General features: G+C 70.1%; 21 protein-coding genes and 1 pseudogene. 2 read left to right on the forward strand and 20 right to left on the reverse strand.

Going from position 1 to position 19,092, the window contains the following annotated elements; genetic code table 11:
• Positions 1-91: 91 nt before the first annotated feature.
• The 3 genes from pyrH to rpsB all read right to left on the reverse strand — a co-directional run bounded on the left by pyrH (position 92) and on the right by rpsB (position 2,986).
• On the reverse strand, positions 92-871 hold the full coding sequence (pyrH, locus tag ACFUN8_RS24590; RefSeq protein ID WP_383641469.1) for a UMP kinase: 780 nt from the start codon (positions 869-871) through the stop codon (positions 92-94).
• Between the two features lie 198 nt (positions 872-1,069).
• Positions 1,070-1,930, reverse strand: coding sequence for a translation elongation factor Ts (gene tsf / locus ACFUN8_RS24595; RefSeq protein WP_383641472.1), 861 nt, complete (start codon positions 1,928-1,930; stop codon positions 1,070-1,072).
• Between the two features lie 87 nt (positions 1,931-2,017).
• Complete coding sequence (rpsB, locus tag ACFUN8_RS24600; RefSeq protein WP_383641475.1) at positions 2,018-2,986, reverse strand: 30S ribosomal protein S2; 969 nt, start codon at positions 2,984-2,986, stop codon at positions 2,018-2,020.
• Positions 2,987-3,547: 561 nt separating this feature from the next.
• Between rpsB and ACFUN8_RS24605 the strand changes: the two are divergent.
• Positions 3,548-3,916 (forward strand): annotated as a pseudogene (locus ACFUN8_RS24605) (peptidoglycan DD-metalloendopeptidase family protein); the annotation flags it as partial.
• A gap of 289 nt (positions 3,917-4,205) precedes the next feature.
• Here the strand turns inward: ACFUN8_RS24605 and ACFUN8_RS24610 are convergent.
• The 17 genes from ACFUN8_RS24610 to ACFUN8_RS24690 all read right to left on the reverse strand — a co-directional run bounded on the left by ACFUN8_RS24610 (position 4,206) and on the right by ACFUN8_RS24690 (position 17,365).
• On the reverse strand, positions 4,206-4,766 hold the full coding sequence (locus tag ACFUN8_RS24610; protein ID WP_383641506.1) for a TetR/AcrR family transcriptional regulator: 561 nt from the start codon (positions 4,764-4,766) through the stop codon (positions 4,206-4,208).
• A 73-nt stretch (positions 4,767-4,839) separates the two neighbouring features.
• On the reverse strand, positions 4,840-5,688 hold the full coding sequence (whiG, locus tag ACFUN8_RS24615; RefSeq protein ID WP_383641478.1) for an RNA polymerase sigma factor WhiG: 849 nt from the start codon (positions 5,686-5,688) through the stop codon (positions 4,840-4,842).
• Between the two features lie 248 nt (positions 5,689-5,936).
• Complete coding sequence (gene dprA, locus ACFUN8_RS24620; RefSeq protein ID WP_383641481.1) at positions 5,937-7,106, reverse strand: DNA-processing protein DprA; 1,170 nt, start codon at positions 7,104-7,106, stop codon at positions 5,937-5,939.
• On the reverse strand, positions 7,103-8,731 hold the full coding sequence (locus ACFUN8_RS24625; RefSeq protein WP_383641484.1) for a YifB family Mg chelatase-like AAA ATPase: 1,629 nt from the start codon (positions 8,729-8,731) through the stop codon (positions 7,103-7,105). Before ACFUN8_RS24625 ends, dprA begins: the two co-directional genes overlap by 4 nt.
• The gene (locus ACFUN8_RS24630) at positions 8,731-9,093 is read right to left on the reverse strand and encodes a YraN family protein (protein WP_382564991.1); all 363 of its coding nucleotides are present in this window, start codon (positions 9,091-9,093) and stop codon (positions 8,731-8,733) included. The genes ACFUN8_RS24625 and ACFUN8_RS24630 overlap by 1 nt, the downstream gene beginning before the upstream one ends.
• Before the next feature lie 237 nt (positions 9,094-9,330).
• Positions 9,331-9,639 (reverse strand): DUF2469 domain-containing protein, encoded by a 309-nt coding sequence (locus ACFUN8_RS24635; protein WP_003965949.1) that lies wholly within the window; start codon positions 9,637-9,639, stop codon positions 9,331-9,333.
• A 55-nt stretch (positions 9,640-9,694) separates the two neighbouring features.
• A complete protein-coding gene (locus tag ACFUN8_RS24640; RefSeq protein WP_383641487.1) occupies positions 9,695-10,186 on the reverse strand; it encodes an NUDIX hydrolase in 492 nt (163 codons plus the stop codon).
• Complete coding sequence (gene lepB, locus ACFUN8_RS24645) at positions 10,176-10,943, reverse strand: signal peptidase I (RefSeq protein WP_383641490.1); 768 nt, start codon at positions 10,941-10,943, stop codon at positions 10,176-10,178. The genes ACFUN8_RS24640 and lepB (ACFUN8_RS24645) overlap by 11 nt, the downstream gene beginning before the upstream one ends.
• Positions 10,944-11,003: 60 nt before the next feature.
• Positions 11,004-11,975, reverse strand: a complete 972-nt coding sequence (gene lepB, locus ACFUN8_RS24650) for a signal peptidase I (RefSeq protein WP_383641509.1) — start codon at positions 11,973-11,975, stop codon at positions 11,004-11,006.
• Positions 11,944-12,948, reverse strand: a complete 1,005-nt coding sequence (lepB, locus tag ACFUN8_RS24655) for a signal peptidase I (RefSeq protein ID WP_382564985.1) — start codon at positions 12,946-12,948, stop codon at positions 11,944-11,946. The genes lepB (ACFUN8_RS24650) and lepB (ACFUN8_RS24655) overlap by 32 nt, the downstream gene beginning before the upstream one ends.
• The gene (gene lepB / locus ACFUN8_RS24660; RefSeq protein ID WP_383641493.1) at positions 12,941-13,717 is read right to left on the reverse strand and encodes a signal peptidase I; all 777 of its coding nucleotides are present in this window, start codon (positions 13,715-13,717) and stop codon (positions 12,941-12,943) included. Before lepB (ACFUN8_RS24660) ends, lepB (ACFUN8_RS24655) begins: the two co-directional genes overlap by 8 nt.
• A 57-nt stretch (positions 13,718-13,774) precedes the next feature.
• Positions 13,775-14,125 (reverse strand): 50S ribosomal protein L19, encoded by a 351-nt coding sequence (rplS, locus tag ACFUN8_RS24665; protein ID WP_023538359.1) that lies wholly within the window; start codon positions 14,123-14,125, stop codon positions 13,775-13,777.
• 131 nt (positions 14,126-14,256) lie between these two features.
• Positions 14,257-15,078, reverse strand: coding sequence for a tRNA (guanosine(37)-N1)-methyltransferase TrmD (trmD, locus tag ACFUN8_RS24670; protein WP_383641512.1), 822 nt, complete (start codon positions 15,076-15,078; stop codon positions 14,257-14,259).
• 14 nt (positions 15,079-15,092) lie between these two features.
• Entirely contained in the window at positions 15,093-15,695 is a 603-nt protein-coding gene (rimM, locus tag ACFUN8_RS24675; protein WP_383641497.1) for a ribosome maturation factor RimM, read from the reverse strand.
• 159 nt (positions 15,696-15,854) lie between these two features.
• Positions 15,855-16,094 carry an RNA-binding protein gene (locus ACFUN8_RS24680; protein WP_003980229.1) on the reverse strand — a complete coding sequence of 80 codons (240 nt, stop codon included), beginning with the start codon at positions 16,092-16,094 and terminating at the stop codon, positions 15,855-15,857.
• A 2-nt stretch (positions 16,095-16,096) separates the two neighbouring features.
• A complete protein-coding gene (rpsP, locus tag ACFUN8_RS24685; RefSeq protein ID WP_382564982.1) occupies positions 16,097-16,543 on the reverse strand; it encodes a 30S ribosomal protein S16 in 447 nt (148 codons plus the stop codon).
• A gap of 228 nt (positions 16,544-16,771) precedes the next feature.
• Positions 16,772-17,365 carry a hypothetical protein gene (locus ACFUN8_RS24690; protein WP_383641515.1) on the reverse strand — a complete coding sequence of 198 codons (594 nt, stop codon included), beginning with the start codon at positions 17,363-17,365 and terminating at the stop codon, positions 16,772-16,774.
• Positions 17,366-18,113: 748 nt separating this feature from the next.
• Here ACFUN8_RS24690 and ACFUN8_RS24695 point away from each other — a divergent pair.
• Positions 18,114-19,049, forward strand: a complete 936-nt coding sequence (locus ACFUN8_RS24695; protein WP_383641501.1) for a methyltransferase domain-containing protein — start codon at positions 18,114-18,116, stop codon at positions 19,047-19,049.
• The last annotated feature ends 43 nt before the right edge of the window (positions 19,050-19,092 follow it).

Genomic DNA, 19,092 nt, shown 5'->3' on the forward strand with positions numbered 1-19,092 from the left:
TACAGGGCCGGCGGAACCTGCGTCGCGTCTTCTTCCTGCACGGTGTCCGACCGGCAGGGCTTTGTCCATCCCCGTGCGGGGCAGCCCGAGTTCAGGCCCGGGTGCCCCGGTCGCTCACGAGCGTGCCGATCTTCTCACCCTTGACGGCGCGCGCGATATTGCCCTCCGTGAGGAGTTCGAAGACAAGGATCGGCAGCGCGTTGTCGCGGCAGAGAGTGACCGCCGTGGCGTCGGCGACCTTGAGGTTGCGGGTGATCACCTCGCCGTACTCCAGCGCGTCGAACTTCACCGCGTCGGGGTTGGTCTTGGGGTCGGAGTCGTAGACCCCGTCCACGCCGTTCTTGCCCATCAGCAGCGCTTCGGCGTCGATCTCCAGGGCGCGCTGGGCGGCGGTGGTGTCGGTGGAGAAGTACGGCATCCCCATGCCGGCGCCGAAGATGACGACGCGGCCCTTCTCCAGGTGCCGTACGGCGCGCAGCGGGATGTACGGCTCGGCGACCTGCCCCATGGTGATGGCGGTCTGGACGCGGGAGTCGATGCCTTCCTTCTCCAGGAAGTCCTGGAGAGCCAGGCAGTTCATGACCGTACCGAGCATGCCCATGTAGTCGGAGCGGGCCCGGTCCATGCCGCGCTGCTGCAGTTCGGCGCCGCGGAAGAAGTTGCCTCCGCCGATGACGATGGCGATCTGCGCCCCGTCCCGTACGACGGCGGCGATCTCGCGGGCGATGGCGTGTACGACGTCCGGGTCGACGCCGAGCGCTCCCCCGCCGGCGAACGCCTCACCGGACAGTTTCAGCATGAAGCGCCCGGCCTTCTTGCCGGGGTCGCTGTTGTCGTCGGTGGACTGGGTGGCGTCCGCGCCCTTGTTCATGGGGATCTCCTCGTGCACATACGAAGAAGGCCATTGCCGGTGGGTCTGTGTCCCTAGCGGCAATGGCCTCCTCGTCAGATCTGCGGCCCTCCGGCGCGTGTTCGGCCGGCGGCTGCAGTAGACCCTAGCGGGGTCCACCGTCGATCGCGTACGACTGCGCTGCCCCGGGTGCTCGGCCCCGGGACGGTGTCCGGAACGTCAGGCGCCGACGCGGATGCGCGCGAAGCGCTTCAGCGTGACACCGGCCTCGTCCAGGATCTTCTTGACGGACTTCTTGTTGTCCTTCGCGAACGGCTGGTCGAGGAGGGTGACCTCCTTGAAGAAGCCGTTGACACGACCCTCGACGATCTTGGGCAGCGCGGCTTCGGGCTTGCCCTCCTCGCGAGAGGTGGCCTCGGCGACGCGGCGCTCGTTCTCGACGACGTCGGCCGGAACGTCCTCACGGGTGAGGTACTTCGGCGCGAAGGCGGCGATGTGCTGGGCGACGTCCTTGGCGACCGTGGCGGCCGTGGCGTCGTCGGCGCTGCCCTTGTCCAGCTCGACCAGGACGCCGACCTGCGGCGGGAGGTCGGGCATGGTGCGGTGCATGTACGTGCCGACGAAGCTGCTGTCACCCTGGAACTGGGCGAAGCGGTCCAGGACGATCTTCTCGCCGAGGTTGGCGTTGGCCTCGTCGACGAATGCCTGGACGGTCTTGCCGGGCTCGATCTCGGAGGCGCGCAGCACGTCGATGTCGGCGGGGCCGGTCGCGGCCACGTGCGCCGCGAGCGCGTTGGCGGCGGCCAGGAACTTGTCACCCTTGGCGACGAAGTCCGTCTCGCACTTCAGCTCCAGCAGAACGCCGGAGGTGTTGTCGTCGGAGACGAGGGAGACGACAGCGCCGTTCTCCGCGCTGCGGCTCTCGCGCTTGGCGACGCCCTTCTGACCCTTGACGCGGAGTACCTCGACGGCCTTGTCGACATCGCCGTCGGCCTCGACCAAGGCCTTCTTGCAGTCCATCATGCCGGCGCCGGTGAGCTCGCGGAGCTTCTTGACGTCAGCGGCGGTGTAGTTCGCCATGTCTGTGAATCTCTCTCGGAAGTCGAAGATCTACGGGTGGACGGCGGGGGCCCGTGGCCCCCGCCGTCAGCAACCGAACCTTTGAGGTCAGGCCTTGTCGGCGTCCGCGGCCGGAGCCTCGGCAGCCGGAGCCTCGGTGACCTCGGCGGCGGGGGCCTCGACCGGAGCGGCGGCCTCCTCGGCCTGCTCCGCGTCGGCGACCTTCTCCGTCTCGGCGGAGGTCTGGACGTCGGCAGGCGCGTCGGCGTCGTCGGCGGGCTTCTCGCCGTCGGCCTTCTTGTCGCCTTCGAGGAGGTCGCGCTCCCACTCGGCGAGGGGTTCGCCGGCGGCCTTCTCGCCCGGCTTGGAGTCGCCGGTGGCGGCGCCGGAGCGGGCGATGAGGCCCTCGGCGACGGCGTCGGCGATCACGCGGGTGAGCAGGGTGACGGAGCGGATCGCGTCGTCGTTGCCCGGGATCTTGTAGTCGACCTCGTCGGGGTCGCAGTTGGTGTCGAGGATCGCGACGACCGGGATGTGGAGCTTGCGCGCCTCACCGACGGCGATGTGCTCCTTCTTGGTGTCGACGATCCAGACGGCGCTGGGCACCTTCTGCATTTCGCGGATACCACCGAGGGTCTTCTCCAGCTTGGCCTTCTCGCGCGAGAGGACCAGGAGCTCCTTCTTGGTGAGGCCGGAGGCGGCCACGTCCTCGAAGTCGATCTGCTCAAGCTCCTTGAGACGCTGAAGGCGCTTGTAGACGGTGGAGAAGTTGGTGAGCATGCCGCCCAGCCAGCGCTGGTTGACATACGGCATGCCGACGCGCGTCGCCTGCTCGGCGATGGCTTCCTGCGCCTGCTTCTTCGTACCGACGAACATGATGGAGCCGCCGTGGGCGACGGTCTCCTTGACGAACTCGTAGGCGCGGTCGATGTACGACAGCGACTGGAGCAGGTCGATGATGTAGATGCCGTTGCGCTCCGTGAAGATGAAACGCTTCATCTTCGGGTTCCAGCGGCGGGTCTGGTGACCGAAGTGGACGCCGCTTTCCAGCAGCTCCCGCATCGTGACGACGGCCATGGCCGTACTCCTTGAGGTACTCGGTTGTCGCGTCCGCCGGACGGCGGTCGCGCCTGACGCCCCGGAACGCTTTGCCACTAGGGACCGAGAAGCGTGGACGCCGGCGAAGAGGTCGGCGGCGGGGCGTGCGAAGTCGATCCGGTGACCCGGATCGCCACAGGAAGTGTACGGGACCCGCACAGTGCCCGGCGACGGAGTGCGAGGGTGACGGAGTTATACACAATGGGCCGGTTATCCACAGAATCCGAGCATGATCCACATGGATTCGCCGACTGCGGCAGCGTGAACGACATGATCACTGTCCACGAACTGCTCATTCACGCCTCCGCCCGACCCGGCCGTCGTGGTCGGCTGGGGGTCATCTCTCTGTGCGTCTCCGCCGGGGTGGCCGTGCTCGCGGGGGTGGTGGCGGCCGTCCTGTTCGGCCCCGCACCCGAAGCGCGGGCCGCGGACAGCGAGGAGGCGAGCACGGGCGCGGGTGCCAACTCCGAGGCCCCTTCCGCCACTCCGGGCGGCGGCACCGGCGCCGCCGCCGATCCCTCCGCAGCCGCCGATACCCCCATGGGCGCCCGGCCCGGGATCGGCGTCGAGACCGGCGCGGATGCCGACGGCGTCAGCGGCGACCGGGCCTGGCCGGTGGGGGCGCGGCCGACCGTTCTACGAGGGTGGGATCCGCCCGCATCGCCGTACGGCCCCGGCCATCGGGGCGTCGATCTCGCCGCGGCTCCGGGCACTCTCGTCCGCGCCGCCGCTCCCGGCCGGGTGTCCTTCACCGGAATGGTGGCGGGCCGCGGCGTCCTCTCGATCACGCTGACCGGCACGGGGCAGCCACCGCTGCGCACCACCTACGAACCGGTGACCGCGGTCGTCGCCGAAGGCGACGAGGTGACGGCGGGCCAGGTCGTCGCCGTCCTCGGACCGGGACCGTTCCACTGCGCCGGTGGATGTCTGCACTGGGGTCTGCTGCGGGGCGGGACCTATCTCGACCCGTTGTCCCTGCTGCCCGACGACCTGCTCGACCGCGGCCCGGCCCGTCTGCTGCCCGTGTTCGGGGTCCCCGAGCCGGCCGCCACGGAAGCGCCGTCCGGACCGCCGCCGCCCCTCACGCCGGACGAAGTCGCGATCATGGCCGAGGAGACCGCCGCGGCGGGTGACGCCTTGCATGCCGCGGCCCTGCTCGCGGCGGCCGCGTGGGTGCGGCAGCGGAGCCGTACGGGGGTCAGTTACCGCGTACGCCTCGGAGCACCATGGACACCGCCGCCTCGGCGATCACCACGGGGTCCTCGGCCGCGCCCAACTCGATCCGCCGCACCGCGGCGTCCACAACGCCCTGGAGCAGCATCGCGGCCAGCCTCGGCTGCTCGTGGCCCAGTTCCGAGAGGGCATCGACGATCATCGCGATGAGCCCGCCGTGCGCCGCCCGGATCTTCTCGCGGGCCCCCGCGTCGAGCTCGCTCGCGGAGATGGCGACCACCGCGCGGTGACGACGGTCGCCGACAAGGCCCAACTGCCTGCGTACGTAGGCTTCGACCTTGGCCTCGGGGGTCGTCGCCTCCGCCATGGCGGAGGCGATCTCGGCTGCCCAGACAGGGAAGTCGACGGCGCAGAGCTCTTCGACGACGGCCGCACGCGAGCGGAAGTACTCGTAGACCGACGACCTGGCGAGCCCCGTGCGCTCGGCGAGGGCGGGGAAGGTCAGCGCCTCCGTGCCGCCTTCGGACAGGAGGGAGCGTGCGGCGTCCAGCAGGGCGCCGCGCTGCATGGTCCGGTGCTCGGCCACGGAGGCCGCTCGAATCCTGGGCACATGCCCACTGTACGGCGGACACCGCCCGCGCAGGTGGGGCAGTGACGATTCAGCGTCCCGCGTCGGCGAGTTTCGCGCGGAGCTGGAGCACGGATTTCGTGTGGATCTGGCTGACGCGGCTCTCGGTGACACCGAGGACGTTGCCGATCTCCGCCAGCGTGAGCCCCTCGTAGTAGTAGAGGGTGACCACGGTCTTCTCGCGTTCGGGAAGGGTGTTGATGGCGCGGGCGAGCAGTCGGCGCAGCTCGCGGTCCTCGGCGACCTCGACGGGGTTGTCGGCCGCCGTGTCCTCCAGCGTGTCCATCAGACTGAGCCGGTCGCCGCCTTCGCCGCCGACATGCAGCAGTTCCTCCAGCGCCACGACGTTCGCCAGCGACAACTGGCTGAAGACGGCGTGCAGTTCCTCGACGGCGATGCCCATCTCGGCGGCCACCTCGGTCTCCGACGGGGTACGCCGCAGCTGCGCCTCCAGCGTCGCGTACGCCCGCTCGACGGCCCTGGCCTTCTGTCGTACGGAGCGCGGGATCCAGTCCAGCGCACGCAGTTCGTCGATCATCGCGCCGCGGATGCGTGTGATGGCGTAGGTCTCGAACTTGATCGACCGCTCGATGTCGAACTTCTCGATCGCGTCGATGAGCCCGAAGACTCCGGAGGAGACGAAATCCGCCTGTTCGACGTTGGACGGCAGTCCCACACTCACCCGGCCGGCGACGTACTTCACCAGCGGCGAGTAGTGCAGGATCAACTGCTCGCGCAGCCGCTCGTTACCCGTGGTCTTGTACGACCGCCACAAGGTGTCGAGCGCCGTGGGGGCGGAGGGTCGCACTTCGCCGCGGGCCGCGGGGGGCGCCACGGGGGGCGCCGCCGCACGGTCGGACCCGGAGGTGTGCTGGGGCATGCGTTGCCTTGAGCCGTTCTGCCGTGAAGTGAGGGGAGGTACGTCTGGGCCGGATTCCTGGTGAGCGTAGCGTGACACCGCGGTCGCGGTGCGCGAGGAGCTGGGGCCGGGGCCTGTCCGGACAGGCGCTGTCGGCCGTCGCCGAGATTCCGCGATCCGGCGCCGACACCGCGCGTATCGGCCCCTGTCGCGCCGCCGGAAGAACTGCGATGGTCATCTGCCTCACCTTTTCACCCGAATGCCCCAGGTCAAGGACCGGCTCGCCGCGTACCGCCGTCGTGTGTCGGCCGCGGCGTCAACTGCCAGCCTTCACGCTGCCGTTCGACGAACCCGAGGGAGTGAAGTTCGTACAGCTTGCCGAGAGCCTCGTCGGCAGTCGTCGCGACCTCCCGGGCGATGTCCCGCCCGCCGAGGGCGCCTCGGGCGGGCAGCGCGTCAAGGATCCGTCTGCCGAGGGGATCGAGCAGGTCCCTCGCCAGAACGGGCCCGCGCCTGGCGGGTGCGAGGTCACCCATGTCCCCCACCAGCTCGGCCACTTCGGCGGCGTCCGTGACCAGCACGCCTTCGCCCCGCAGCAGTTCGTGCACCCCGGCGGAGAGCCCGCTCGTCGCCGGACCCGGCACTCCCATGGTGAACCGCCCGAGCCGCTGGGCACCGCGTGCGGTGACCAGTGAGCCACTGCGGTACTCGGCCTCCACCACGACCGTTCCCCGGGTGAGTGCCGCGATCACGCGGTTGCGCAGGACGAATCTGCTGCGGGTCGGATGATCACCGGGCGCCAGCTCCCCCACCACCAGCCCCTGTTCGGCGATGCGCCGCACCAGTTCCGCGTGTCCGGGTGGGTAGACCACGTCGACGCCGCAGGCCAGGACCGCGACGGTCGCGCCGTCGGAGGCCAGGGCTCCCCGGTGGGCGGCTCCGTCGATTCCGTACGCCGCGCCCGACGTCACCACCCAGCCCCGCTCGGCCAGTCCCGATGCGATGCTCGCCGCCATGTGCGCGCCGTACGGCGTGCAGGCCCTGGCTCCGACGACGGCGACGGAGCGCAGGGCCCAGAGCCTCAGGTCGGGCCTGCCGCGCACCCACAGCCCGATGGGGCGTGACGTACCCAGGTCGTCGAGCTGAGTGGGCCACTCCTGGTCGCCGGGGCAGACGAACCGGCCGCCGATCCCGGCAACGACCGACAGATCACGCTCGGGGTCGGTCGCCGCCGCACGTGCCCGAAGGCCGCGGATGCGGCGTGGACCGATCTCGCCCAAGCGCTCGTCGTCGGCTCCCTCGGGGGAGGTGAGCAGTTCCATCAGCCCCCGGGCGCCGTACTTACGCAGCCATCGCCCGCCGTTCTCGTCGCCCGGCTCGATCACGCGGGTCAGGGCGGCCCGCGCCAGTCGCTCGTCGACGCCGATCTCCGTCGTCATGAGACACCGCCGGTCGCGACCCCGGCGCCCCGCGCGATGCCGGTGCGCAGTTCCAGCGCCACAGCGACGTCCCGTCCGTCGGGTCGATCGCGTCCGGCGAGGTCCGCGACCGTCCAGGCGACCCGCAGGACCCGGTCCAGGCCGCGGGCCGTCAGGAGTCCCCGTTCGAGATCCCGCTCGGCGGCGTCGAGCGCCCCAGGGGTGGTGAGCCACCGCGTACGCAGTTCGTGACCGGGCACCTCGCTGTTGACCGTCCACGGCGTCCCCGCCAGCCGCTCCGCCGACCTCAGCCGGGCCTCTCTGATCCGCTCGGCGACGACAGCCGTGGTCTCACCCCGGCCGCCCCGGCCCATGAGATCGGCACGGTGCACCGGCTGCACCGCCACCCGCAGATCGACCCGGTCGAGCAGAGGACCGGACAGCCGCGACTGGTAGCGACGGATCGCGGAGGGCGGGCACTCGCACCCGGCGCCGTGCAGGGTGTGCCGCCCACAGGGGCACGGATTGGCGGCAAGAACCATCAGGAAACGGGCGGGCAGCCGTACGACTCCGGCGCTGCGCGCGATGACCACCTGCCCCGATTCAAGGGGCTGGCGCAGCGCGTCGAGAGCCTTGCCCGAGAATTCGGGCGCCTCGTCCAGAAAGAGCACACCTTTGTGTGCCAGGGACACCGCCCCCGGTCTCGCCAGCCCGTTGCCGCCTCCGACAAGGGACTGCATGGTCGCCGAGTGATGCGGGGCGCAGTAGGGCGCCGTGCGTACGAGTGGTTCGCCCGGCGGCAGGATCCCGGCGACCGAGTGCACCGCCGTGACCTCAACGGACTCCTGTCTCGTCAGTGGCGGCAGCAGTGCCGGCAGTCGCTCGGCCAGCATCGTCTTGCCCGCTCCGGGCGGTCCCTGCAGCAGCAGGTGGTGGCCACCCGCCGCCGCGACCTCCAGGGCCGTACGCGCTCCCTGCTGTCCCGCCACGTCGGCGAGGTCAGGGCAGTGCGCGTCCCGCTGCCCGAAGCCCGGCGCCAGGCCCGTCCCCACTCCGGCGCCGGGGACCATCAGACCGGCAAGCATCGGATCGGGGCGACCCTCCTCGGTCACGGTCGGCTCCTCGGGCACCGGATCGCCGGTCAGCACCGCGATGAGCTGGCGCAGGCTCCGTACGCCGAGCACGGACACTCCCGGAACCAGCGACGCCTCGCCCGCTGTCTGCTCCGGCACCACCACCTGCTTGTAACCGGCCTCGGCCGCCGCGAGGACGGCCGGGAGGATGCCCCGTACCGGACGGACCCGGCCGTCGAGCCCCAGCTCCCCGATCAGCACCAGGTCGGCGATGGCCCGCGGCTCGATACGCTCGGCCGCCCCCAGGACGGCGACCGCGACGGCGAGATCGAAACCTGATCCGCTCTTGGGTACGGAGGCCGGGCTGAGCCCTACTGTGAGCTTCTTCTGCGGCCATTCGGCGCCGGAGTTCACGACGGCCGCCCTGACCCTGTCCCGGCTCTCCGAGAGGCTCTTGTCGGGCAGCCCGACCAGGGTGAAAGCCGCCACACCGGGTTCGAGATCCGCCTGGACCTCCACCACCACGCCCTCGACGCCCACCAGCGCCACCGAGCACGCACGCGCGAATCCCATCAGGCCACCCCTCGGGCGTGCTCGACCACGGGAGCGCCGCGTCTGGGAAGCACCACTCCGATCAGGTCGATACGCACCCCGCCCGGGGGTGGTCCGCCGCACGCCTCCAGCCAGCAGGCGGCGAGGCGCCTCAGCCGGTCGACCTTCACCGGCGTGACCGCGGCCATCGGATGCTCGAAAGAGCCTTCCCTGCGGGTCTTCACCTCACAGACGACGAGCACGTCCCCGTCGCGGGCGACGATGTCGATCTCGCCCGTCCTGCCACACCGCCAGTTGCGGTCCAGCACGGTCATCCCCGCCGCCGCCAGCCGCCGCGCGGCCAGCCCTTCGCCGTACCGCCCGAGTGCCCCTGTCGCGTTCATGTCGGCACCACCTCCGGCACCGACTCTGAGGCGAAAACCCGCAGCGAGTGGATCTTGGTGGACAACTCACCTGTTGTGGATAACTCCGTCACCCACCAGCGCCCCTGGAGTCACACGCGCCTCAGGGGCCACCGCAACCCCGACACCCCCAGGCTCCACCCACACCGCCCCAACCGCCCCCACCACTCGCAGGGCCCTCACCACCCGCAGCGAGCGCTCAGCCACCACTCACCCGCTTCAGCCGCCCGGCAGCTCCAAGTCGCTCTTGTTCAGCTCCTCGATATTCACGTCCTTGAACGTGAGCACCCTCACCTGCTTGACGAACCTGGCCGGCCGGTACATGTCCCAGACCCACGCGTCCGCCATCGAGACCTCGAAGAAGACCTCGCCCTGCACCGAGTGCACCTGCATCTCGTAGTCATTGGTGAGATAGAAGCGTCGTTCGGTCTCGATCACGTATTTGAAAAGACCGACGACATCGCGGTACTCCCGGTAGAGCTTCAGCTCCATCTCGGTCTCGTACTTCTCGAGGTCCTCGGCGCTCATGGCATGTTCCCCTTCAGCCGTACGTCCCCCTATTGTGCTCCGGCCCCGTGCGCCCCTAGACGATTTCAGAGGCGAGAAGCACCGGTGCACCCGGAGGACCCTCGTCGAGCAGCGTGCGCAGCAGCCCGGCGAGCCTGGTCGGATACACCGTCTCACGCGTCGTCGACAGTTCGGCGGAGGTCCACCACCTCAGCTCCGCGACACTGCGCCGCTCCAGCTCCGTCAGCCCCTCGACGGTCGTCTCGGTCTGCGCCGTACGTGCCAGGAAGTACCACTCGTCCTGGTCCCAGCGCCGCCCGTCGAACGGAAAGGAGCAGGTACGCCGCCAGAGAACCGGCCCGAGCTCCACCTCTGTGATGCCGGTCTCCTCGGCCAGCTCGCGGAGCGCGGCCTCCTGCCGTGTCTCGTCGCCCTCCAGGCCGCCGCCGGGCGTGAACCACCAGTCGTCGGCCGGGTCGGCCGGCTCGTATCCGTGCATCAGCAGAATGCGGTCGTCCGGGTCGAGCAGTACGACCCGTGCGACCTTCCGCGGCGCGTCACCGGACACCGGTCGGCACCTCCCCGTCGGTCCGCCCCGTCGGCCCCGTACGCCGCCGGTTCAGCCGCTGTACGACCGGCCCGTACGCCGCGCCGCCCAGGATCAGCAGCGCCCCGAGGGCCACGGAGCCCACCACCAACGTCACGGGGCCCGGCTCCGACACCCCGCCGGGCAGCGCCTCGAACCCCTGCGGGCGGTCGATCAGACCGCCCAGCGGCCACGCCACGGCGTCGATCCGCGCGGTCACCGTCTCGCGGGGCACCGACCCCTGCCCCTGGTCCTGGAGGTGGACCCGTGAGTCCAGCGACCCGCTGCGTTCGTCGCCGAGGAGGAACAGCTGTCCCTTCGGGACCGTCGCCCCGAAGCCCGTGGTGGACGCGAGCCCGCCCGGCATCCGCTGGACGTACGGTTCCTCGATCGATTTCCCGTTGACCGTCAGGCGCCCCTTGGAGTCGCAGCAGGCGACCTTGTCGCCACCGACGCCGACGACCCGCTTCACCATCGGCATGTCGCCCCACTGCGCGTCCTTGAAGACCACGACGTCGCCGCGCCGCACCTGGTCGCCGGATATCCGCTGTGCCAGGACCCGGTCGCCGGCCTTCACCGTCGGGTCCATCGAATCCGTCGGCACGGTGTACGGCTGGTACTCCACCGCCCCCCAGACGAACCCGCCCAGGAAGAGCACACAGCCGACGGCCACGGCCAGCCCCGACAGCACACTGCCGAGGCGGCCGCGGCCGCCGTTCGTACGTCCTGTTCCGCTCATCCCAGCCGTCCCCCGTCCCGGAGAATGATCATCGCCGGATCGGCGATCTGGGACGGCACCCTACCCGGCGGTACGGCCGCCGGTCAGCCTCCGCCTGCGCCAGAACACCAGCGGTACGGCGCCGGCGAGGCCGAGCACGGCCGGGGCCCCCGCCGTCGCCACAGCGGCCGCGTTGAGGCCCTTCTGGTCGAAGGTGTCGGGCACGGGCAGCGTCGACAGCCGGTCGAGCGGCCAGGCGATGACGATCGCGCGGCCGACGACCTCGTCCGTGGAGACGGTGCCGTGACCGGGCAGTTCCTGGTGGTAGCGGGAGTCGAGCGAGTTCTGCCGGTGGTCGCCCATCACCCAGATCCGGCCGTCGGGCACCGTGATCGGTCCGAACGGCTCGTCGTCACAGGCGCTGTTTCCGGGGAAGATGTACGACTTCTCGTTCAGCGCCTTCCCGTTGACCTGGACGCTGCCGCCCTTCTTGCACTCCACCGTGTCGCCGCCGACCGCGATGACCCTCTTGATGAGGTCCTTCTCCTCGGAGGACGGCATGAGGCCGATGAAGCTGAGGAACTTCTGCGCCACGTTGGGCTCGGGAGCCTCCGTGCTGTCGAGCCAGCCGCCCGGGTCGTGGAAGACCACGACCTCGCCGCGCTCGGGCTCCGCGCCGAACCACGGCGTGAGCTTGTCGACGAGCACGCGGTCCCCGCGCTGCAGCGTGTCCTGCATCGAGTCCGAGGGGATCGAGAACGCCTGTACCAGGAAGGTCTTGATCAGCAGGGCGAGCAGCAGCGCGATACCGATCAGCAGCGGCAGTTCCTTCCAGAACGAACGCGGCTTCTTCACGTCAGAAGCCCCGTCGTCTCCGGGCTCGCCGCCCTCGGGCCCACCGTCCGGCCGCTCCACCGTCTGGTCCTTCATCTCTGCGGACGCTCCCGCGGATGGGGTCTCCGCGGCGGAACCGGCAGAACCGACGGAAGGCTCGGCGAGCTGCTCGGGCCTGTCCTCGGACTCACCGTGTCCGGATCGTGCGCCGACGGCCAAATCCCCCACATCCACTCCTCACTCCGTGCAACCGCCCGCTCCGGAGACGGAGCAGGCCCACCACTCCCATAACGAGCGGGAGTTCCGCAGGGGTCGGGAGCAGGATCATTCCGTTCGGATCCTGAGAGGACACACTATTCGACGGGCCGAGCGCCGTGGTCGGTGCGGCGCGCGCGTCCGGTACGGAGGCGTACGTCTCCGGCTCCTCCAGCCGCCGCCAGTGGCCCAGCGGCCAGGCGATGACGACGGCCCGTCCGACGACCTCGTCCTCCGAGACGGTGCCGCGGAACTTCTCGTCGAGGTGGAAGCGCGAGTCGGCCGAGTTCGACCGGTGGTCGCCCATCACGAAGATCCGCCCCGCCGGCACCTTCACCTCGAAGTCGAGTGTCGACGGCGGGTTGCCGGGATTGAGATACGGCTCCGTGAGCGGTACCCCGTTGACGACGATGCGCCCGTCCTTGTCGCAGCACTTCACGGTGTCTCCGCCCACGGCGACGACGCGCTTGATCAGGTCCTGCTCGTCGGCGGACGGCAGCAGCCCGATGAAGGTGAGGACCTGCTTGACCTGCTTGACGACGATCGGGTCGTCCGCGGGCGCCTCGGTCTCCTCCTCGAGCCAGCCGCCGGGGTCCTTGAACACGACGACGTCGCCGCGCTCGGGGCGGGAGCCGAACCAGGGCGTCAGCTTGTCCACGAGCACCCGGTCGTCGATCCGGATCGTCTGCTCCATGGAGCCGGAGGGGATCACGAACGCCTGGACGAGGAAGGTCTTGAGGACGAGCGCGATCAGCAGCGCCACGGTGATCAGGAGTGGGATCTCCGTCATCGCGGAGCGCCGACGGCGGCGTTTGACCTTGCGGGCGAGCCTGCGCCGCTCCGCGCGCCCCGGCAGGGCGCGTTCCGCGGTGGGTCTGGTGCCTGTCGGCAGCCGGGTGTCGGACCGGTGGCCCCCGGGCCGTCCTCGGTTACCCATGGGCGCCGCCCGGGCCGGTTACGTCCCTGAAGGCGTCGGAGCGCTCCAGCGAGGCCCAGCGGCCCAGGGGCCAGCCGATCCAGTCCACCCGCCCGATGACCTTGTCCACGGGCACCGTGCCGCCACCGGGCCGGCCCAAGTGGTCACGTGAGTCGCGGGAGTTGCTGCGGTGGTCGCCCATCACCCAGAGCGTGCCGTCGGGTACGACGATGTCGAAGGGCGCGCTGGACGGCGCGTCGCCGAAGTACAGATAGCGCTCGTCGACCGCCCGGCCGTTCACCTCGACCTTGCCCCCCTCGTCGCAGCAGACCACCCGGTCTCCCCCCACGCCGATCACGCGCTTCACGAAATCGGTCTCGGCGGGCTCGGCGAGACCGAGGGCCGCCGCCGCCCCGTGGGCGACCCGGGTGAGGGGGTTCTCCCGCACCGGTTCCTGTACGAAGGACCCGGTGCCGTCGAAGACGACCACATCACCGCGCTGCGGCTCGGTACCGAAACGGTACGCCAACTTGTTGACGAGAACGCGGTCTCCGACCTGGAGACCCGGCTCCATGGAGCCGCTGGGGATCAGGAAGGGCTGCACGACAAAGGCGCTGAACAGCAGGAGAGAGGCCGTACCCAGGACGCCCAGGGCCGCGGCCCTGCGCCACGAAAGGCCCCGGAGAAGTCCCGAGAATCCCGGCATACGCACGGAGCGCGACCCCTCTTCGTTCCCTGTGGCGGGTGTGGAAGAAGGGCCGCGCTCCAAGTGCTGTGGTTCGGTGTCCATCGGGCTCAGAGCTTATCCGGCCGTCCGGTGGAACCGTGCGCGAGTTCGAGCCTCGGCTCAGTTGTCGCGCTTCTCCTTGATCTTCGCGGCCTTGCCGCGCAGCTCACGGAGGTAGTAGAGCTTGGCGCGACGTACGTCACCACGGCTCACGAGCTCGATCTTCTCGAAGATCGGGCTGTGCACCGGGAAGGTGCGCTCGACGCCGACGGAGAAGGAGACCTTGCGGACCGTGAAGGTCTCACGGACGCCTGAGCCCTGTCGGCGGATGACAACACCCTTGAACTGCTGGATACGGGAGCGGTTGCCCTCGATGACACGTACGTGGACGTTCACGGTGTCGCCGGGACGGAAAGCGGGGAGGTCGCTGCGCAGCGACGCCGCGTCTACGGTGTCGAGCAGGTGAGCCATGATCGTCTGCTTCCTCGCTGATGCCACAGGTCATCAACGGAATGTCGAAAGGAAAATTCGGAGCGCCGTTCGCGTCGGATGGACGTCGTTCCCCCTGTGGCAGGGGCGCGCACCGGACGTACAGCAACGGCTCATTCTTCCACGGCCTCGGGCCTGCGCCAAAATCGGCCACCGGGCTCCGGGGCCCAGCCCATGATGGAGAGCGTCTCGCGGTCCTTCTTGTCGAAGGCCGCCGCGTCACAACGCTCGATCATGTCGGGCCTGTTGAGCGCCGTACGGCGGAACGCCTCGTCCCGTCGCCACCGCGCGATCTTGCTGTGATGACCGCTGAGAAGGATGTCCGGAATGGCACGCCCGCGCCACTCCGGGGGCTTCGTGTAGACGGGACCCTCCAGCAGATCGGCCATGGCTCCGGGGGCGAAGGAGTCGTCACGATGTGACTCCGCGTTGCCCAGGACGCCGGGCAGCAGCCGTGCGACGGCCTCCATGATGACCAGTACGGCGGCCTCTCCGCCGGCCAGGACGTAGTCGCCGATGGAGACCTCGTACACCGGCATCCGCGTCGCGTACTCGTCGACGACACGGCGGTCGATTCCCTCGTACCGGGCCGGTGCGAAGAGCAGCCAGGGCCGCTCGGAGAGTTCGACGGCGAGTTCCTGGGTGAAGGGGCGGCCGCTGGGCGTGGGAACGACCAGGACTGGGCGGTGCGCGCCCGCCTCGTAGCCGTCCGCGATCGCCTCGTCGAGGGCGTCGCCCCAGGGACCGGTCTTCATCACCATGCCGGGGCCGCCGCCGTACGGGGTGTCGTCGACCGTGTTGTGCCGGTCGTACGTCCACTCCCGGAGGTCGCGCACGTCCACGTCGAGACGGCCACGCGCGCGTGCCTTGCCGACGAGGGACACGTTCAGCGGTTCGAGGTACTCCGGGAAGATCGTGATCACGTCGGCCCGCAGGACGGCGGTGGACGTCATGACGGCTCGCCCTTGCCCGCACCGTCGGAGCCGACGCCGTCGCCACCGTCTTCGCCGTCTTCACCGCTGGTGCCGGCGGCGACGACCGCGTTGTCGTCGATGAGGCCGGGCGGCGGGTCGATCACGGCCCTCTGCTCGACCAGGTCGATCTCGGTCACGATCTCCTCGACGAAGGGGATCATGACCTCTGTGCCGTCGGGCCGCTCCACGATGAACAGGTCCTGCGACGGGAGGTGGGTGATCTCGGTGATCCGCCCGACCTCGGTACCGTCCGCCAGGACGACGTCCAGGTCCATGAGCTGGTGGTCGTAGTACTCGTCCGGGTCCTCCGGCATGTCCTCCGGGTCCACCTCGGCGATGAGCAGGGTGTTGCGCAGGGCCTCGGCGCCCGTACGGTCGCTCACCCCGGCGAAACGCAGCAGCAGCCTGCCGCTGTGCACCCGGCCGGTCTCGATCGTCAGGGGCCCCGTGGAGGCCGGTTCGGTGGCGAGTACGGCCCCGGGACCGAGCCGCAGCTCGGGCTCGTCCGTACGCACCTCGACGGTGACCTCGCCCTTGATGCCGTGGGCACGGCCGATCCGCGCGACTACCAACTGCACTTGCACACGCCCCTGTTCTCCAACTTCTGCGGCCTCTGCGGCTTCTCCGGCATTGGCGGCGGCGGAGCGACGCCGCGGCGTTCCGCGCCCGCGCCGCGAAGACGACAAAGACCGGGGAGGGCCATGGCCCTCCCCGGCCCCTGCCGGTTCACAACTCTGTCAGCGGACCTGATCCACGTCGACGAGGTCGACGCGGATACCACGGCCGCCGATCGCGCCCACGACGGTGCGCAGGGCGCGTGCGGTGCGGCCGTTGCGGCCGATCACCTTACCGAGGTCGTCGGGATGGACCCGTACCTCGAGCACACGGCCACGGCGCAGGGTGCGCGAGGCGACCTGCACATCGTCCGGGTTGTCGACGATGCCCTTCACGAGGTGCTCGAGAGCCTCCTCGAGCATGCTCAGGCCTCGGTCGGCTCAGCGGCGGGCGCCGAAGCAGCGGCGTCAGCCTCGTCCGTCTTCTTGTCGGCCTTCTTCGCCTTGGGGGTGATGGCATCACCCTTGGGCTCGTCGCCGTCCTTGGCGAGGGCCTCGAAGAGGGCACGCTTGTCGGCCTTCGGCTCCGGCAGGAGCAGCGGCGCCGGCGCGGGCAGGCCCTTGTGCGCCTGCCAGTCGCCCGTGAGCTTGAGGATCGCGAGAACCGGCTCGGTCGGCTGGGCGCCGACGGACAGCCAGTAACGCGCGCGGTCCGAGTCGACCTCGATACGCGACGGGTTCTGCACCGGGTGGTACAGGCCGATCTCCTCGATGGCCCGGCCGTCACGGCGGGTACGGGAGTCGGCGACGATGATGCGGTAGTGAGGCGAACGGATCTTGCCCAGACGCTTCAGCTTGATCTTGACTGCCACGGAAGTGGTCTCTCCTGGATCTTGACGTGGTTGGGCACATCGCATGCCGCGTGGGGTTGCGGTACTCGTGTGCCCGATGGACGCGTCAGCCGGAGGAGAGAGGGGTCCTGTGCGACTGTCGAGTACAGCTGGCCATTGTGCCATACGCCTCAGGCGCGCCGCGCCCCGCCCGACCGGGGGCGGCTCCTGACGGGGGCGGCTCCGGGGCCGGGTGGGCAACGGTGGTGCTCAGCTGGCAGCGGCGACCACTTCCGGAATGCGGAACGGCTTGCCACAGCCGCCGCAAACAATCGGGGCCTGGGCGAGGACCGACGGAACCACGCGCACGTTACGGCCGCAGTCGCAGACCGCCTTCACGCGCACCCCGCCGCCCGACGAGCCGTGCCGCGCGGCAGGACCGCGGAAGCTGCGCTCGGTGTCGGACGTCGTCGCGACCATGTGCGCCGCGAGGGCGCGTTGGAGTCGCTCGATGGTGGGACGGTAGCGCCGTCTCGCCTCGGGGTTGAGTGAGACCAGGGAGAAACCACTGCTGGGATGCGGCTCCTCGGAATGGTCCAGGCCCAACTCCTCGGCGATCGCGAGGAATCGGCGGTTGTGGTAGCGGCCGGCTCGGGAGGTGTCGCGGACACCCCGGGCGGCGGCGATGCCATGGACTGCCTCATGAAGCAGTCGCTCGAAGGAGAGCTCGGCGCCGCAGGCGGACGACGACTCTCCGATCAGGGACTCTGGCGCGGCAAGATCGGGCAGCTCGGTGTGGTGCCGCTGAATCTCGGCCCACGCCTGCGCCAGCTCTGCGGCGAGAACAGGTGGTGTCGTGCTCACGTCGTGAACAACGAGCCTGGAGCCTCCCGGGTTCCATTCCGGGGCATCCCAAATATTTTGCACGTACCCGTCAGTTGCCATTGATGCGTCCTGACGAGGGCGGGTGCGTAGATCTGTGGAGAAGCCTCGCTTCTCCCCACAAGGGGGTACGTAGCACTGGCTACGTCTGGACGCGTAGGAGAAATACGTACACCAGATCGAGCCGACACCTGGCCGCGACCGTTCGGGCAGCCGTATCGATGTCCACGCCGCTCGGACCTCGGTAGAAGGGCGGCACGGGGCGGGGCCACAAGAACGACATTAACGGGCGCGCCGCCGATCCCCGGCATCGGCCCCGCCCGGGGCAGGCCGAGCGGATTCACCCGATACCGGCGCGGGTGATGGGGAGTTGAGGGATCACATTCCGGCGGCGTCACCCGTTCGGCTCAATCTCCGCTGACGCCTGGCGATGGCCCTCGTACGCCGTTCCGCCTTGCCCGTGCGGGCTCCGCGCATGGGCACGGCGGCGGCGCACGGGGCGCGGCCAGGGGCGATTCGGCGGAGGGTCGGACCGTAGGGCGACAACGTTCGGTGAGAGCGAATTTTCGTGCGCCGGGGCGCACGACCGGAGCACACAAGGATTGCCCGCGAACCACTGGACGCGGGCACGGATGCGGAGTTCTCTGGCATACGGGGAACGAAGGCGCGCACGTACACGGGGGCTGTCAATCAGGGCACAAGGACCTCTCGCCGGATTGGGGCGCTATCCATGACTCGTACGCTCGTCCAGCACCACCAGCAGCAGGTGAACGCGGCCTCGACAGACCCTTCCACAGAGGCGTGTGAGCGCGCCCGTGACTGGGCCGAGATCCAGGAACGGATGCTGGTGCCGCTCTACGAGGCGGTGTACGAGCGCCTGGAGGTCGGCCCCGGCACCAGGCTGCTGGGCCTCGGCTGCGGCTCGGGACTCGCCCTGCTGATCGCCACGGCCAGGGGCGCCCAGGTCACCGGCGTGGACGCCGACCAGGAGCGCGTGGCACTCGCCCGTGAGCGGCTCGTCCACGACGAACGCCCCATGGCGCACGCGACCTCTTCGGCGCCCTCGGGAAGGCCCGTGGCCGCTTCGCCGTCGGCGTCGTCGAGGGCGTTCGGCGGCCGGAGCCGAGCGCGTGTACTGACGGGCGGCGCGACCGCTGTCGTCGAGGCGGAGCGCCCTTCTTACGACGTGATCACGGCGTTCCAGCCCATCGGTGTCGCCGCCGGCGACTCGGACGGTCTCGGCCCCGCACTGGCGGAGGCGGTGCCGATGGCGGACCGCGGCACCCCGGTGGTGCTCGCCGGCTGGGGCCCGCCGGAGCGCTGCGCGACGTCCGGGGTCCTGCGGGTGGCGGGGCGGCTGACGGAGCGGCTGCGCAAGGGCGGCGGCTACCGTCCGCCGCTCAGGGACGACCTGGAGGACGTGGCGGCGCGGGCCGGGCTGAAGCCCGACGGTTCGGGACGCGTGTCCTGCCCGTTCGGCTATGCCGGCATGGAGAGCGCCCTGCGGGGGCTGCTGTCGACCGGGGTGTTCGACGCGGCGGTGCGGGCGACGGATCAGTCGCAGGTGGAGAAGGAGATAACCGAGGCCCTCCATCCGCACGTCCGGCGCGACGGCACCGTATGGATGCCCAACGTCTTCCGCTACCTGATCGCGCGCACACCCTGACAAGGCGGCACATGGCTTGAACACGGTGCCACCCCGCCGCAGG

It is taken from the genome of Streptomyces sp. NPDC057307, assembly GCF_042667665.1.
In the GTDB taxonomy this organism is placed as follows: domain Bacteria; phylum Actinomycetota; class Actinomycetes; order Streptomycetales; family Streptomycetaceae; genus Streptomyces.